The 15,051-nt window shown below is 43.2% G+C and carries 13 protein-coding genes and 1 other annotated feature; of the genes, 3 read left to right on the top strand and 10 right to left on the bottom strand.

Annotated features, from left to right (window positions below):
* Positions 1-56 precede the first annotated feature (56 nt).
* The 9 genes from tig to ilvB form a co-directional block, all read right to left on the bottom strand.
* Entirely contained in the window at positions 57-1,331 is a 1,275-nt protein-coding gene (tig, locus tag V6D42_RS01375) for a trigger factor (protein WP_326332325.1), read from the bottom strand.
* 227 nt (positions 1,332-1,558) lie between these two features.
* On the bottom strand, positions 1,559-2,563 hold the full coding sequence (gene ddcA / locus V6D42_RS01370) for a DNA damage checkpoint antagonist DdcA (RefSeq protein WP_268445589.1): 1,005 nt from the start codon (positions 2,561-2,563) through the stop codon (positions 1,559-1,561).
* 120 nt (positions 2,564-2,683) lie between these two features.
* Positions 2,684-3,283, bottom strand: a complete 600-nt coding sequence (gene leuD / locus V6D42_RS01365) for a 3-isopropylmalate dehydratase small subunit (protein WP_333512160.1) — start codon at positions 3,281-3,283, stop codon at positions 2,684-2,686.
* Between the two features lie 12 nt (positions 3,284-3,295).
* On the bottom strand, positions 3,296-4,714 hold the full coding sequence (gene leuC, locus V6D42_RS01360; RefSeq protein WP_333512159.1) for a 3-isopropylmalate dehydratase large subunit: 1,419 nt from the start codon (positions 4,712-4,714) through the stop codon (positions 3,296-3,298).
* A gap of 51 nt (positions 4,715-4,765) precedes the next feature.
* Positions 4,766-5,863, bottom strand: coding sequence for a 3-isopropylmalate dehydrogenase (leuB, locus tag V6D42_RS01355; RefSeq protein WP_333512158.1), 1,098 nt, complete (start codon positions 5,861-5,863; stop codon positions 4,766-4,768).
* A gap of 20 nt (positions 5,864-5,883) precedes the next feature.
* The gene (locus V6D42_RS01350; protein ID WP_326205670.1) at positions 5,884-7,440 is read right to left on the bottom strand and encodes a 2-isopropylmalate synthase; all 1,557 of its coding nucleotides are present in this window, start codon (positions 7,438-7,440) and stop codon (positions 5,884-5,886) included.
* On the bottom strand, positions 7,427-8,455 hold the full coding sequence (gene ilvC / locus V6D42_RS01345; protein ID WP_059352245.1) for a ketol-acid reductoisomerase: 1,029 nt from the start codon (positions 8,453-8,455) through the stop codon (positions 7,427-7,429). Before ilvC ends, V6D42_RS01350 begins: the two co-directional genes overlap by 14 nt.
* 23 nt (positions 8,456-8,478) lie before the next feature.
* Positions 8,479-8,997, bottom strand: coding sequence for an acetolactate synthase small subunit (ilvN, locus tag V6D42_RS01340; RefSeq protein WP_003237622.1), 519 nt, complete (start codon positions 8,995-8,997; stop codon positions 8,479-8,481).
* Positions 8,994-10,718, bottom strand: coding sequence for an acetolactate synthase large subunit (gene ilvB, locus V6D42_RS01335; RefSeq protein ID WP_010335193.1), 1,725 nt, complete (start codon positions 10,716-10,718; stop codon positions 8,994-8,996). Before ilvB ends, ilvN begins: the two co-directional genes overlap by 4 nt.
* 121 nt (positions 10,719-10,839) lie before the next feature.
* Positions 10,840-11,089, bottom strand: a binding site (T-box leader).
* Between the two features lie 449 nt (positions 11,090-11,538).
* On the opposite strand from ilvB, the gene cotQ reads away from it, so the two are divergent.
* The gene (gene cotQ, locus V6D42_RS01330; RefSeq protein ID WP_333512157.1) at positions 11,539-11,865 is read left to right on the top strand and encodes an inner spore coat protein CotQ; all 327 of its coding nucleotides are present in this window, start codon (positions 11,539-11,541) and stop codon (positions 11,863-11,865) included.
* 170 nt (positions 11,866-12,035) lie between these two features.
* Positions 12,036-12,491, top strand: coding sequence for a GNAT family N-acetyltransferase (locus V6D42_RS01325; RefSeq protein ID WP_333512156.1), 456 nt, complete (start codon positions 12,036-12,038; stop codon positions 12,489-12,491).
* A 189-nt stretch (positions 12,492-12,680) separates the two neighbouring features.
* Here V6D42_RS01325 and V6D42_RS01320 read toward each other — a convergent pair whose 3' ends face one another.
* The gene (locus tag V6D42_RS01320; protein WP_333512155.1) at positions 12,681-13,952 is read right to left on the bottom strand and encodes a Kelch repeat-containing protein; all 1,272 of its coding nucleotides are present in this window, start codon (positions 13,950-13,952) and stop codon (positions 12,681-12,683) included.
* Positions 13,953-14,170: 218 nt separating this feature from the next.
* On the opposite strand from V6D42_RS01320, the gene V6D42_RS01315 reads away from it, so the two are divergent.
* Positions 14,171-14,998, top strand: a complete 828-nt coding sequence (locus V6D42_RS01315) for a YsnF/AvaK domain-containing protein (protein ID WP_268505198.1) — start codon at positions 14,171-14,173, stop codon at positions 14,996-14,998.
* The last annotated feature ends 53 nt before the right edge of the window (positions 14,999-15,051 follow it).

Raw genomic sequence — 15,051 nt, 5'->3', positions numbered from 1 at the left:
AACAAGGCACGAATGATTCGCGCCCTGTTTTATTATTACTATTATTATGCACCATATTAACGGTTTTCTACAAGAAAATCAATTGCTTTGCGAACTTTTAAATCTTCTTTCATCGCGTCAGTAGAACCGATGGCTTGTTTGATGTTTTCAACAGGCATGTTGTATGCTTCAGCCATTTTAGAAAGCTCAGCATCAACTTCCTCATCTGTTACTTCAAGGTTTTCCGCTTTCGCAATCGCCTCAAGAGTCAGGTTAGATTTAACGCGTTTTGCAGCATCTTCTTTCATTTGCTCTTTTAACGCAGCTTCGTCTTGACCTGAGAATTGAGTGTAAAGCTCAAGGTTCATGCCTTGCATTTGAAGACGCTGTTCGAATTCTTTTAGCATGCGGTCAAGCTCAGTGTCGATCATCGCTTGAGGAACATCGATTTCAGCGTTTTCAGAAGCTTTCAGAACAAGTTCTTCACGCAATTTAGCGTCAGCTTCGTTTTCTTTTGCTTCTTCTAAGCGTTTCTTCGTTTTTTCAGTCAATTCAGCAAGTGTTTCCACTTCTTCATCGATATCTTTTGCGAATTCATCGTCAAGCTCAGGAAGCTCTTTCGCTTTGATTTCGTGAATTTTCACTTTGAAGACAGCTGGTTTGCCGGCAAGATCTTCAGCGTGGTACTCTTCAGGGAATGTTACTTCAACATCCTTCTCAGCACCTGCTTCAAGGCCGACTAACTGATCTTCGAAGCCAGGAATGAATGAACCAGAACCCACTTCAAGTGAATAGTTTTCAGCTTTTCCGCCTTCGAATGCTTCGCCGTCAACAAATCCTTCGAAGTCAAGAACAACAGTGTTTCCTTCTTCAATAGCGCCTTCTTCTTTTACAACAAGCTCAGCTTGACGCTCTTGAAGCGCTTTTAGTTCGTTTTGAACATCTTCGTCAGTTACAGCTGTGTCGTCTTTTTCGATGCCTAAGCCTTTGTATTCGCCAAGCTTCACTTCAGGTTTCACTGTTACTTTTGCAGTGAAGATTAAGCTTTCGCCTTTTTCGATTTTTTCAACATCGATTTCAGGACGGTCTACAGGCTCGATTCCAGCTTCTTCAACCGCTTTAGGGTATTCTACAGGAAGAAGAATATCCAAAGCATCTTGGTAAAGAGCTTCTACGCCAAAGCGCTGTTCGAATAAACCGCGAGGAATTTTCCCTTTACGGAATCCAGGAATTGAAACTTGCTTAACTACTTTTTTAAATGCATCATCAAGTGCCGTTTTAAATGTTTCAGCATCAACTTCAACAGTTAAAACGCCTTCGTTGCCTTCTTGTTTTTCCCATTTTACAGACATGTGTTTCCCTCCAAAAATCTATTCAGGTTGTGTCGGTCTTCCATTCTAAAGCAATCATTCGGCTTCGTCCAACAAAAACGAAGCTGCCAAAGATCAGAATCATTATGTATACATTTTAATAATGAACTGTAAAGCCTGTCCAACCGTATTTCTGATAACCCGTTATACACAAATACAACCATTATATTATAACATAACACATACCGCTTTCAACTATATGGCGTGATTTACAAATAAGAAATTTCTTCAATATCTTTAATCATTGTGCACGCTTCATCAAGTTCTCTGTCGGTAAATTCATACATCATATGCAGCTCTTCGCTTTCAATCTCAATCCCATGCATTTCATAGCCGACTTTATGCAGGGCCGCCGCCCAAAGATCAGCAGACAGCAATTTAGGCTGAAATGGATATAAAACGTACAAATGTCTTCTCCACAGTTCTTCTACCGCTGCATACAGGGTTGGATTTTCATTCCCAAGCGTTTCATCCAGCACCCGGAGAACGCGGTGCAAAATCGGGGAGGCATCAGGCGGGACAGTCTCGCTCGGCTCGATTGTCATAGAGTCTCCGAATTTTGTAATGTGGACCGGTTTGCTGTAGTCGTGTTCCGCCATTAACATCACGATCATCGTCTTGATAATCGGGTGAGCAGCGGGATCTTCAAGAATTGTTTTTAACAGCCCCGTATACTTCGCTACATTGCGATCTTTCAATGAATGGATCAAATTCATTTGTTCCTCTGGGCTGGCTAACACTTTCTCCGTGTCGATCACATCTTCATACTCTTCTGCCCAAGCCTCGTCCTCTCGCTCTGGATCGGTCATTTTACGGCTGAAATCAAGCAGTTTATAAAATTGCTCGGCGCTTTCCGCAGGCAGCTGATTTTCCTCAAGAACGGCTTCAATCGTGCGTTTTACTTCTTCGTATTTCTTAAGCTGTATTAAGATCGTCATGTACACTTGTAAAACCGTAAAATACTGGCCATATCCTTCTTTCAGCATCTTTTCGCATACACGTTTTGCCTCTTCCAATTCGCCCAGCTCCAAAAAGCAAATGGCCATGCCCAAGTGAAGATCTGATTCAGTATCATCATATTTCATTGCTTCTGAAAACAGTTCCAGCGCCTCTTGATACTTTTTCTCCTTCAGCGAGGACATTCCTTTTTCCACCAGACGGTCTTTCAAATGAGGAAAAGGAATAATTTTTGCGTTTTTCTTGTCATGCGTCATACCTATATTCCTTTCAGGCATTTATTTTGTTCAAGTGTATCAACACCCGTACACAAAAACAAGAAAGGAAAGGTTCTGCCAGGCAAAAAAAGCTGCCGGACAAATTGCCGGGCAGCTTTTTTAAGCTTGAAGCCAAGAGCTTCTCTGCGACTCAAATTGCTTGATTTCATCTTCAAGTAAAAGCGTTAAAGAAATTTCATCATAGCCGTTGATCAGCATTTCTTTCCAATGCGGATCGACTTCGAATGTAATCTGATTGCCTTCGCTGTCGTGAATAAGCTGATTCTCAAGATCGACTGTCATTTGCAGTGACTGATTTTCGTATTGTCCGACAAGCTTTTTCCAATTGTCATACGGCATGCGAATCGGCAGCATACCGTTTTTAAAGCAGTTTTGGTGAAATATATCGGCAAATGACGGTGCGATAATGATTTTAAAGCCGTAATCATCAAGCGCCCACGGAGCGTGTTCACGCGATGACCCGCAGCCGAAGTTTTCTCCCGCTATTAAAATGGATGCCCCTTCATAAGCCGGCTGGTTCAGTTCAAATTCTGGGTTCGGTTCACCATTCGCATCGTATCTCCAGTCAAAGAATGCAAAACGGCCGTAGCCCGTTCTTTCTATTCTCTTCAGAAATTGTTTCGGAATGATCTGATCTGTATCAACATTAATACGATTTAATACGGCCGCTTTCCCCGTATGTGTTTTCAAAGGTTCCATCTCGTGCACTCCTTACACAACTGTTTTTTCCTGATAAAACTTCCTGACATCCACGAAATGGCCGTGAATGGCGGCCATCGCAGCCATCGCAGGGCTGACGAGATGTGTTTTTGCGCCTTTTCCTTGTCTCCCCTCAAAGTTGCGGTTAGAGGTTGACGCACAGCGCTCTCCTTCAGGAACAACGTCATTATTCATGCTCAAACACATGCTGCAGCCTGATTCTCTCCATTCAAATCCAGCGTCTAAGAAGATCTGATGAAGCCCTTCCTTTTCAGCCTGAAGTTTTATGCTCTGAGATCCAGGCACGACGATTGCTCTAACACTTTCAGCTACCTTTTTTCCTTTGATCATATCGGCAGCCTGGCGGAGGTCAGTCATGCGTGAATTTGTACAGGAACCGATAAATACGTGCTCCACTTTGATGTCTTCAATTTTCTGATGAGGTGTCAGCCCCATATATTCATAAGCGCGAATCGCTTCTTTTTTGTCATCTTCCGCTGAAAAGCTTTCCGGTGCCGGAACTTCAGAATCGACAGGAAGAACCATTCCCGGGTTGATACCCCATGTCACCATAGGAGAAATGTCATTGCCGTCAAGCACTATTGATTTATCGTAAACAGCGCCTGGATCAGTGCGCAGCGCTTTCCATTCTTCTACGGCTTTATCAAATTCTTCTCCTTTTGGCGAATACTTGCGATTTTTGCAATATTCAAATGTCACTTCGTCAGGCGCAATCAAACCTGCTCTTGCTCCGGCTTCAATTGACATGTTGCAAACGGTCATCCGCTCATCCATCGTCATGTTTCTGAATACTTCCCCAGTGTATTCAATGACGTAACCGGTGCCGAATTTTACGCCGTATTTACCGATAACAGCAAGAATGACATCCTTTGCGGTTACCCCTTTTTGCAGTGTCCCGTCTACACGCACCTCAAGCGTTTTCGGACGCTGCTGCCAGAGTGTCTGTGTAGAAAGAACATGTTCAACCTCACTCGTTCCAATTCCAAATGCCAGGGAGCCGAATGCACCGTGAGTTGAAGTATGACTGTCGCCGCATACGATCGTTTTTCCCGGAAGCGTTAAGCCAAGCTCAGGCCCGACTACATGGACAATCCCCTGATCTACACTGTGAAGATCGGCAAGGCGTACGCCAAACTCTTCGCAGTTCCGCTCAAGCGCTGTCACTTGTCGTTTCGCAACTTCATCCGTTATCTCAAAGCGATTGACGGTTGGAATGTTGTGATCCATCGTCGCGAAAGTATTTTGCGGTTTTCTGACCTTTCTTCCCTTTTGTCTCAACCCTTCAAATGCCTGAGGGGATGTCACCTCATGGATGAGATGCAAATCAATATAGAGAAGATCCGGTTTTCCCTCACCATGTTTTACAATATGCTGATCCCAAATCTTTTCGATGATCGTTCGAGGCATCATCTTTATTTCCTCCCTCTACCTATGAACTAAGACCGCTTACACCATAAGCTGTCACACGTTAGAAATTGTATTTTCACTCATCAATGCTGTCTTAACTTCCCCTGTAATGGCCTGAGTGCTGCTGTATTCTTCACCTCTTGCCAAGTCTCTTGTTCTTTTTCCAGAGGTAAGAACCTGATTGACCGCATCTTCTACAGCTTTCGCTTCTTCTTCAAGCCCGAAAGATGTTCTCAAAAGCATTGCCGCTGACAATATAGCCGCAAATGGATTTGCCATTCCTTTCCCTGCTATGTCAGGTGCAGAGCCATGTACAGGCTCGAACAAATGGAGTCCTGAGCTTGATAGGCTGGCTGACGGAAGCATTCCGAGAGAACCTGTTAGCATGGACGCTTCGTCGCTTAAAATGTCACCAAACATATTTTCAGTCACCACGACATCAAATTGATTCGGTGCATAAATCAGCTGCATAGCCGCGTTATCAACGAGCATATGCTCAAGTTTCACATCAGGAAAGTCTTTTGCGACGTCTTCAGCCACTTCGCGCCACAGCCTGCTTGATTCAAGCACGTTCGCTTTATCAACAGAGGTAACCTTGCCTTTTCTGGCAGCCGCCATTTTAAAGCCCTCTCTGATCACGCGTTCAATTTCTTCCCTCTTATAAAACAGTGTGTCTACCGCTTCTTGCTCACCTTCACTGTTTACATAGCGTTTGCTCGGCTGGCCGAAATACAAACCGCCTGTCAGTTCACGAACGATAACGAAATCAACGTTATCAATATATTCTTTTTTCAAAGGCGAAGCGTCAGAAAGGCTTTCAAACACTTTCACAGGCCGTAAATTCGCAAACAGGTCAAGCTGTTTTCTAATGCCGAGCAGCCCTTTTTCGGGCCTCAGCTCCGAAGGGTTTTGATCCCATTTCGGGCCGCCGACAGCACCAAGCAAAATAGCATCAGCCTTTTTACAAATCGCAATGGTTTCCTCTGGGAGAGGGTTGTTGTGTTCGTCAATTGCCGCTCCTCCAATAAGGCCGTATTCAAATTCAAATTCATGGCTGAAGCGTTCGGCAACACTTTTCAGCACGTCTATCGCTGATTCTAATACTTCAGGGCCGATCCCGTCTCCGGGCAATAGAGCAATCCGTTTCTTCAAATTAACCGTTCTCCTTTCTTTTATGATCCGACAGCTGTATGGTTTTGCAGTCCGTTCATATTAGACTGGAAAACCAATTGACGGTTGACTGCGTTCAGATAGGCTTTCGCCGAAGCTTCTAATACGTCTTGCGCTATGCCCCGCCCTGCTGATTCTTTTCCGTTTACTACTACTCTTACATAAACCTGGGCAAATGCGTCTTCGCCTTTTCTATTGGACTGAATGCGGTAGTCTAAGAGCTCCACATCTTTATCGATACAGCGTTCAAGGGTATTGTATATCGCTTCCACGCTTCCGGCTCCTGTAGCCGCTTCCTGAATAAGCTGGGCGTTTTCTTGGTTTTTCAAAGAAACCGTAGCCGTAGGAACCTGAGATGTTCCATAATGGACTTGCAGAGAAAGAAATTCATACCCAATCTTGCGGTCTGTTACTTTTTCTTCTAAAATAAGAGAGACAAGATCCTCATCAGTGATTTCTTTTTTCTTCTCAGTCAACTCTTTAAACATCGTAAAGAACTTATTAATCTCTTCACTATCAAATTGGAATCCCAATGCCGTCAGCCGGTCTTTAAATGCATGGCGTCCTGAATGCTTGCCTAGGACAAGCGCATCTGCCGTTACACCGACAAGCTCTGGTGAAATAATTTCGTATGTTGATTTTTCTTTTAAGAAGCCGTCCTGGTGGATGCCTGATTCATGAGCAAATGCATTGTCGCCCACTACCGCTTTATTTCGCGGAACAACCATACCTGTGAACTTACTTACTAAATCACTAGTGCGTTTTATTTCATTTAGCGTAATGCCTGTTTCGACTTGATAGAAATCCTTTCTGGTATGAAGGGCAACTGCGATTTCCTCTAAGGCAGCGTTTCCGGCTCTTTCACCAATTCCGTTAATCGCACATTCAATTTGATCAGCTCCATTTTCGATCGCTGAGAGAGAATTGGCGACTGCCATTCCCAAATCATCGTGGCAGTGAGCTGACAGCTTTGCTTGATGTATGTTTGGAACGTTCTCTTTCATATATTTAAAGATATTCCCGTACTCAGCCGGAGCCAAATAGCCGACTGTATCCGGAAGGTTGATGACAGTAGCCCCTGCATCGATCACTTTTTCTACGATTTCTGCTAAAAACGGCAGTTCAGTTCGGCAGGCATCCTCAGCAGACCATTGAACAATCGGGAAACGCTCTTTTGCGTATTTCACCATCTCAACCGCTCTTTCAATGACCTGTTCACGCGTCATTTTCAGCTTGTGTTTTAAATGAATGTCCGATGTGGCAATGAACACGTGAATTCTTGGCTGAGCACCGTCTTTTAACGCTTCCCACGCAGCATCAATATCACCTTTTACACAGCGGGCAAGACCTGTCACAGAACAATTTTTAATGGTTCTTGCGATTTCCTGCACAGCTAAAAAGTCACCTCGGGACGAAGCGGGAAATCCCGCTTCAATGATATCCGCCCCGAGTCTTTCGAGCTGCTTTGCTATGGCAAGTTTCTCCTGTGTATTTAAGTTTACTCCAGGGGACTGTTCACCATCACGAAGCGTCGTATCGAAAAAATTAATTTTGCGCAACGGAGACCACCGCTTCCTTCTTCTTGCCTTGTTTGACAAACGGCATCATTTCACGAAGCTTTCTTCCCACCACTTCGATTTGATGTTCGTTTTCGCTCGTATTGATTGCGTTGAAACGAGGACGGTTTACTTGGTTTTCTACGATCCACTCTTTTGCAAATGTTCCGTCTTGGATATCTTTTAAGACTTCTTTCATTGATTCTTTTACTTTTGCGTCTACAACACGCGGCCCGGATACGAAGTCTCCCCATTGAGCAGTATCAGAAATAGAGTATCTCATGCCTGCCAATCCTTCTTCATACATAAGGTCAACGATCAATTTCAGCTCATGAAGACATTCAAAGTATGCAAGTTCCGGCTGATAACCAGCTTCAGTTAATGTTTCAAAACCAGCTTTTACTAGGGACGTTAATCCTCCGCAAAGTACAGCTTGCTCACCGAACAGATCCGTTTCTGTTTCTTCTTTAAATGTCGTTTCCAAAACGCCTGCTCTTGCTCCGCCGATTCCTTTTGCATATGCCAAAGCTTTATCTTTCGCTTCACCTGTCACATCCTGATAGATCGCGAACAACGCCGGTACGCCTGCTCCCTGCTCATATGTTCTTCTAACCAAATGTCCAGGACCTTTAGGCGCTACCAAGAATACGTCAACATCTGCCGGAGGAACAATTTGGTGGAAATGAACGTTAAATCCGTGAGCGAAGACCAATGATTTGCCTGCAGTCAGCTCATCTTTGATTTCAGCTTCATATACTTTTTGCTGCTGTTCATCCGGAAGAAGAACCATAATGATTTCAGCTTGAGCCGCAGCTTCTTTTACTGAAAATACTCGATGTCCGTCTTCTTGCGCCTGAGTGAAAGATTTTCCTTGTCTGACACCGACAATCACGTCAATTCCGCTTTCTTTTAGGTTCAGCGCATGTGCATGCCCTTGTGAGCCATAGCCGATAATCGCTACTGTTTTCCCAGCCAATACGTTTTCTTTGATATCACCGTTATAATATACTTTTACCATTTCAATCTCTCCCTTGTTATGTTTTATACAATAGATATTGTTTTATTGGATGACGCCTTTTGCTGGGTTCCCCTCGCAAAAGCCGTTGTACCTGTTCTCGCGATTTCTTTAATGCCATAAGGTTTTAACAGTTCAATAAGCGCTTCGATTTTGTTAGATTCGCCTGTCACCTGAACAACGATGCTGTCTCTGCTGACATCAACGACAGAGGCTCTGAACGGCTCTATGATTCCATTAATCTCTGTTCTCGTTGACGGTGCGGAAACGACCTTAATTAAGGCCAGTTCCCTCTGGACAATCGATTGATTAGTGATGTCTGTGACTTTCAGCACATCAATCTGTTTGTTGAGCTGTTTTGTCAGCTGTTCAACATCATTTTCTCCTTCAACGTGAACAACAAAGGTGATTCTGGAAACGCCGGTTGTTTCTGTGTGTCCAACTGTAATGCTTTCAATGTTGTAGTGTCTTTTTGTGAATAGACCGGTGATCCGGTTTAACACGCCGGAGCGGTTCACCACAGTCAATGTGATAATTCTTTTCAAGGTTTCACCCCCACCATTTCATGCAGCCCTTTCCCCGGAGCCACCATCGGGAATACTTTTTCTTCACTGGCAACCCGAACGTCAATGACAACCGGTTCTTTTGATGTTAATGCCTCTTCCAGCTTTTCCTTCGCTTCTGCATCAGAGGAGATTCTGATGCCTTTAATGCCGTATGCTTCTGACAATTTGACAAAGTCAGGCTGTGAAGCGAATTTAGATTCTGAATAACGCTCTTCATAGAAAATTTCCTGCCACTGTCTTACCATTCCGAGACAAGCGTTATTCAAGATCACAACTTTAACCGGCAGATTCAATTCGCGAATAACATCAAGTTCCTGAAGCGTCATTTGAAAACCGCCGTCTCCAAGCACCGCCACCACGGTTGCATCTTTATCGGCCAGCTGTGCGCCAATCGCTGCCGGAAGGCCGAAACCCATCGTTCCAAGACCGCCTGATGTCACCCATTTATCTGCCTTTTGGAACGGATAAAATTGTGCTGACCACATTTGATGCTGGCCGACATCCGTTGCGACAATGGCTTCGCCCTTTGTAAATTGATGAATGTACTCAATCAGTTTCTGAGGTTTAAAGCCTTCTTCTTCATTGTCTACATACCAGAGCGGATACTCTTCTTTCCACTCGGCAAGCTGTTTTTTCCATTCGCTTGAATCGCCTTGTTTGCCGTTTTGTTTGATCAGCTCTTGCAGGACAACTTTGCTGTCGCCGACAACCGGAATCTGTGTTTTCATGATTTTTCCGATTTCAGCCGGATCAATATCAATGTGGGCAATCTTTGCGTTTCTCGCAAAATGCTTCAGGTTTCCGGTGACACGGTCATCAAAACGGGCGCCGATACTGATTAAAAGATCACAGTCATGAAGAGCCATGTTCGCTGTATAAGTGCCGTGCATACCCGCCATTCCTAAGAAAAGCGGATGGTCTGCCGGGAACCCCCCGAGCCCTAAAAGCGTGTGTACAACCGGAATTTGCTGCTGCTCGGCATAATTTTTTAATTCTTCTGACGCTTTTCCGTGCAATACGCCCGCGCCCGCTAGGATAACCGGTTTCTTTGCGCTGCTTACGGCTTCCACAAGCTTGCGAATCTGCAAATAATTCGGCTCCGTTGTCGGCTGATATCCCGGGAGATTCATCTCGTGATCATAGCTGAATTCCCCTTCAATTGTTGCAACATCTTTCGGAATATCGATTAGTACTGGTCCCGGTCTTCCCGTTGTTGCAATATGGAATGCTTCTTTAATGATGCGCGGCAGATCTTCCGGCTGGCGGACCTGATAGCTGTGTTTTGTAACCGGCATTGTAATTCCTAGAATGTCCGCTTCCTGAAAAGCGTCGGTGCCGATAACGGAGGTTGCCACCTGTCCTGTAAAGACGACTAAAGGCAGCGAATCAATCATAGCATCCGCAAGTCCAGTAACAAGGTTTGTCGCTCCCGGGCCTGATGTCGCAATAACGACCCCTGGTTTTCCAGAAACTCTCGCGTATCCTTCCGCTGCATGAATAGCGCCTTGCTCGTGTCGGGGAAGGATATGTACCATTCCCGAATTGTACAGCTTATCGTAGATCGGAAGTACAGCTCCGCCCGGATAGCCGAATATCATTTCTACTTTTTCTTTCTTTAATGATTCAATCAGCATTAACGCTCCGCTCATCGTCTGTGTACATTTGGCAGATGCTGAATCCACCTGTACATTAGTCCCCATTTTTAGTTCCTCCTTTTGGATTTTCATCCTCTAAAGATCATCAATTATTAGCTTTATAGCTGAATATTCAATAAAAAAAGCCCTTCCGCCCACAATCAGCTGCGCAGTGAATGCGATAGCCAAAAGGGGCGAAAAGGCTCTTCTTTCCGCGGTACCACCCTTGTTTACGGCCTTTGATACGGCCGTCTCATGGATATTCCTATCCGTTTTAATAACGAGTAAACATCATCGTTCACCCGGCCAAGTCCTACTGTGATTTCAGACTGGCACTCTGAGGCGAGTTCACCTTGTAAAGCTTCGCCGGTTCTCAGCTAATCCGGTTCTCTGTGGAAAGCTTTTTCAAGGCTACTTATCCTCATCTGCGCTTTTCATATTCAGTCCCTTGAACATCTATTCTGCCGTCCAAGAAGATCGTTTTTTTTTCATTTTTTTAGTATCCTATTGCAATCATTTGTGCTTGTGAAACTTGCGTTTATCTTTTGTTGAACTCATATTACGCCGCTTTGGACGCAGTGTCAACAGCCTTTTTTAAAATTATTAGACAATTTAGATTAATCAAACTATACTGTATACGCTTTCATTATTGGTATATAAGGCATTTCAAAAGATAAAAGTTTTTGTAATTTTTTTATTAATCTATCAAGTTTACACTCGAATTTTTCAATTTCATATAAATATGTCACATAATATAACGTGTTATTGTTTCGATGAGACGTCTATATGAAAGATCTTCTCGCAAAAAAACAATTTCAGTTCGGATAGGCTCTTTCATTATTTTCCGTCATACACTGGTGTTATCTTGCAAAGAAAAGGTGATACGATGAATAAATCATTTGCAGACATCCAAGGATTTCCCGTGGGTTTTCCAAGCTTTCCCCAGCCATTTTATCCCGCAGCCCCTAGCTTTTATCAGCAAGGCCACCAGCCGTTTGGAGGCTTTGGATACGGACAGCCGTTCAGTCAGACATACAGCCCGCTAAGCACCCCATCTGCTATGTACTCTTCATTTCCATATGCTTCAGGATTTTACGGGCAGCAATTTTCAGGTGCCGGCTATAGTGGCCATGGCGGCGGTTTTAGTATCCCGGCGACGCACGCCGGAGGGTTCAGCGGAGCATCTGGTGTACACGGAGGATTTCGATATTAAATATCATCAGGTGCCGAACATCTATGTTCGGCACTTATTAATTTATTCATCTTTACATAAAGCTAATAGAATGTGAGGTTTCCTATCTTACTATTTGGAAGCAAAAAGGATATATTTTAAGATAAAGGATAAGTATGTTCAGAGTGACGGTTTTTGAGGAGGAATTCATTTTGCATATTAAAGTAGATGATTTGACCGGACATCAAGTGATCGAATTAGTAAGTGAGCATTTACATAGCATGACTCTCATGTCTCCGGCTGAAAGTATTCATGCCCTGGACATAGAGAGGCTGAAAAAACCTGAGATTACATTTTGGAGCGCATGGGACGACAATGAATTGGCCGGCTGCGGAGCACTAAAAGAACTGGACCGCCGGCATGGAGAAATTAAGTCGATGCGAACCTCTTCTTCCCATTTAAGAAAGGGCGTCGCCAGCAAGGTTCTTCAGCACATTATAGAAGAAGCCAAGCGGCGCGGCTATCAGCGCTTGAGTTTGGAAACGGGGTCGATGGCTTCTTTCGAGCCGGCAAGAAAACTTTATGAAAGCTTCAGTTTCCGGTATTGCCAGCCGTTTGCAGACTACACGGAAGATCCGAACAGCGTGTTTATGACAAAGGAATTGTGAAATATAAAGGATAGATAAGTGCGGGACTATGTTTCTGTCTTATCTGTCTTTTTTTGTGGTTACAATTCATCTTCTGCTATCTAGGCAGCATTCTACATTAGCAATCTGCTACGTTTTTCCTCTAGACAACTTTCTCGATTGCTTATCACACAAAAAAACCATCCAGCATTGTACTGGATGATTGAATTATTATTTATATTTATTCACTTCGTACATCAAAATATTTTTAAACACAACATAATCCTTTTTACTTTCAAAAGGCCCTTTGTTGTTGTCATGCTCATCAATTTCATAAAAGCCCGGTCCCTCTCCAGCATCACGCTGCTTATACCATTTGAGGAAACCGTTCACTTCTTTCATGGACAGCTGATATTCTTTTTGCAAACCGTTTACCATGGTGACAACAAGGAGGGCGTCTCCGTCTTCTGCTGAATTATCCTCAGAAGGTGTTGTTGTTGATCCTTTATCCTTATCTCTCGGAGTTTCCTCTGAATCGGATGGTATGTTTAAATCTTTTAACGAAATAGATATAACTGATTTAATGTTAGAATTTGCATTATCACCAAAACTTCCACCAAAACTGGAGTTTTCTTCTCTTCCACCAATTACGTAAAGCGTATCATCAATAATGGCAGAAGAATGCGCCATTCTGTATAAAGCTTTCGGATTTGTCACTGATGTAACTGATTGACTTTTAGGATCGTACACTCTAATTCGGCTTACACCTCCTGTCATCAGAATTTTTCCTTTGTAAGCAAGAGCAGAATAATACCCTGCTGTGAATCCGGTACCATTTTTTACCCACGTATCTTTTTCTGGATCATAAACATAAACGATTTGGGGATTATAATGCGTTCCGCCAAGTAAATATAGTTTATTATCAATTACTGCTGTAGAAGCTCCAGTTACTTCATAATTTTTCAATATCTGTTTTTTCTCCCATTTCTTCGTTTCGAGATCATAACTGTAAGTGGTTCCATCAAACCTATTTTCGAAGCCTACCACGTAAATTTTCTTTCCTATAACTTCAGCGTATATTTGATAGGCTGGAACCTTTCTTTCAAAAGGAAGATCATCTAATTTTTCCCACGTGTCTTTTTTTGGATCATATACTTCTATTGTGTTGACAGCTCCATCGTTTGACATTCCGCCCAAGACATAAATTTTCCCATCTACAGTAACTGATGCAGCTCCCCCCCTCGCTGTGGGCATGTCGGCTTTTCTTGTCCATTCATTTGTTTTAGGATCATAGACAAACGTTTGATTCCCATAAGTACCTGGTTTTACAGTTCCGCCACCTATCACATATATCTTTCCATCAACTACACCGCTGCTTGCGCCGACACGCGGCTCAGGCAAATCTGCTCTTTCTTTCCATTCAACTGTTTCCGCGCTAACTGTTTGGAGCGATTGAAACAGCGTAATCATGAATAAGAAAAAAACAATGAACCATTTTTTCAAAAGAAAACACTCCTTTATTTAATTGTTTCACATAACAAATATCGGCAAGACTACGATTTCTTTCATATCTTTTCCTGTATATTCATTTTTCAGGAAATTATAATACGAGTTTTCTCTAAAAAAACTCGGATGTTTTCAATCTTGTTTATTTTAAAGAACAGCGGGAATTACAAACGACATGAACGATATAATGCAAATTCATAAAGGAGGAGATTAATATGACAAAAAGTGTAGTTGGTGTATACGAAACTCCACAAGAGACCATTGCAGTGATTGAAGGCTTACTAACAAAGGGGTATGATTCTGACGATATTTCTGTTGTCACAAATCGCCGGGATACCGATTATCTCGAATCTCGTACAGGGACAGAAGTAAATCAAGCCCTTGAAGCAAATGATAGTGATTCTGAATCCTTTTTCGATAAACTGAAAGATTATTTCACAATGGATGATACAGGCGCACACAGCAAAGTATTATCAGACCTGGATATCTCAAATGACGAAATAGACAAGTACCAAGAGGACCTGGATGACGGAAAACTTCTCGTAGCCGTTGATACAGACGCAGACTTAGATACGCCTATTGATAACGGCAATGCCCTTTCAGGCGGCTTTGCAAATGCAAATGAGACAGTGGATTATACAACAAAAGAAGAAAAGACCCTGCCGCTTCGAGAAGAACAGCTGAAAGTGGATAAAGAAGATATCCAAACCGGTGAAGTGGAAATCGGAAAAGAAGTCAAAACAGAACAAAGAGATATAGACGTTCCGGTAAGACATGATGAAATTTACGTTGAACGCCGTCCGGTGGATGAAAACACGGCAGACGCTTCTCCCGTAAATGACTCAGAAACGGTCAGAGTTCCTATCGTTGAGGAAAAGCTTGAAGTGACCAAAAAACCCGTTGTTACGGATGAAGTGGTTATCGGGAAACGGACTGTCGAAGAAAATGAGCATATTTCTGAAACTGTAAAAAAAGAAGAACCTCGTCTGAATAAAGAAGGAAATGTCCGCGACCTGGATGATGATACGTTAAATAACAAATAAGCATCATAAACAAAAACCTCAAATCCTTAAAGGATTTGAGGTTTTTTCTTGGT

The organism is Bacillus sp. 0909A (genome assembly GCF_036765115.1).
GTDB lineage: Bacteria > Bacillota > Bacilli > Bacillales > Bacillaceae > Bacillus > Bacillus mojavensis.
The sequence above is the reverse complement of the archived record's forward strand: the minus strand, read 5'-3'. Positions and strand labels throughout refer to the sequence as shown.

Bases quoted from the DNA above. Each gene is read 5' to 3' on its own strand.
- tig (WP_326332325.1), bottom strand. From the start codon at position 1,331: ATGTCTGTAAAATGGGAAAAACAAGAAGGCAACGAAGGCGTTTTAACT.
- ddcA (WP_268445589.1), bottom strand. From the start codon at position 2,563: ATGACGCATGACAAGAAAAACGCAAAAATTATTCCTTTTCCTCATTTG.
- leuD (WP_333512160.1), bottom strand. From the start codon at position 3,283: ATGGAACCTTTGAAAACACATACGGGGAAAGCGGCCGTATTAAATCGT.
- leuC (WP_333512159.1), bottom strand. From the start codon at position 4,714: ATGATGCCTCGAACGATCATCGAAAAGATTTGGGATCAGCATATTGTA.
- ilvC (WP_059352245.1), bottom strand. From the start codon at position 8,455: ATGGTAAAAGTATATTATAACGGTGATATCAAAGAAAACGTATTGGCT.
- ilvB (WP_010335193.1), bottom strand. From the start codon at position 10,718: ATGGGGACTAATGTACAGGTGGATTCAGCATCTGCCAAATGTACACAG.
- cotQ (WP_333512157.1), top strand. From the start codon at position 11,539: ATGAATAAATCATTTGCAGACATCCAAGGATTTCCCGTGGGTTTTCCA.
- V6D42_RS01315 (WP_268505198.1), top strand. From the start codon at position 14,171: ATGACAAAAAGTGTAGTTGGTGTATACGAAACTCCACAAGAGACCATT.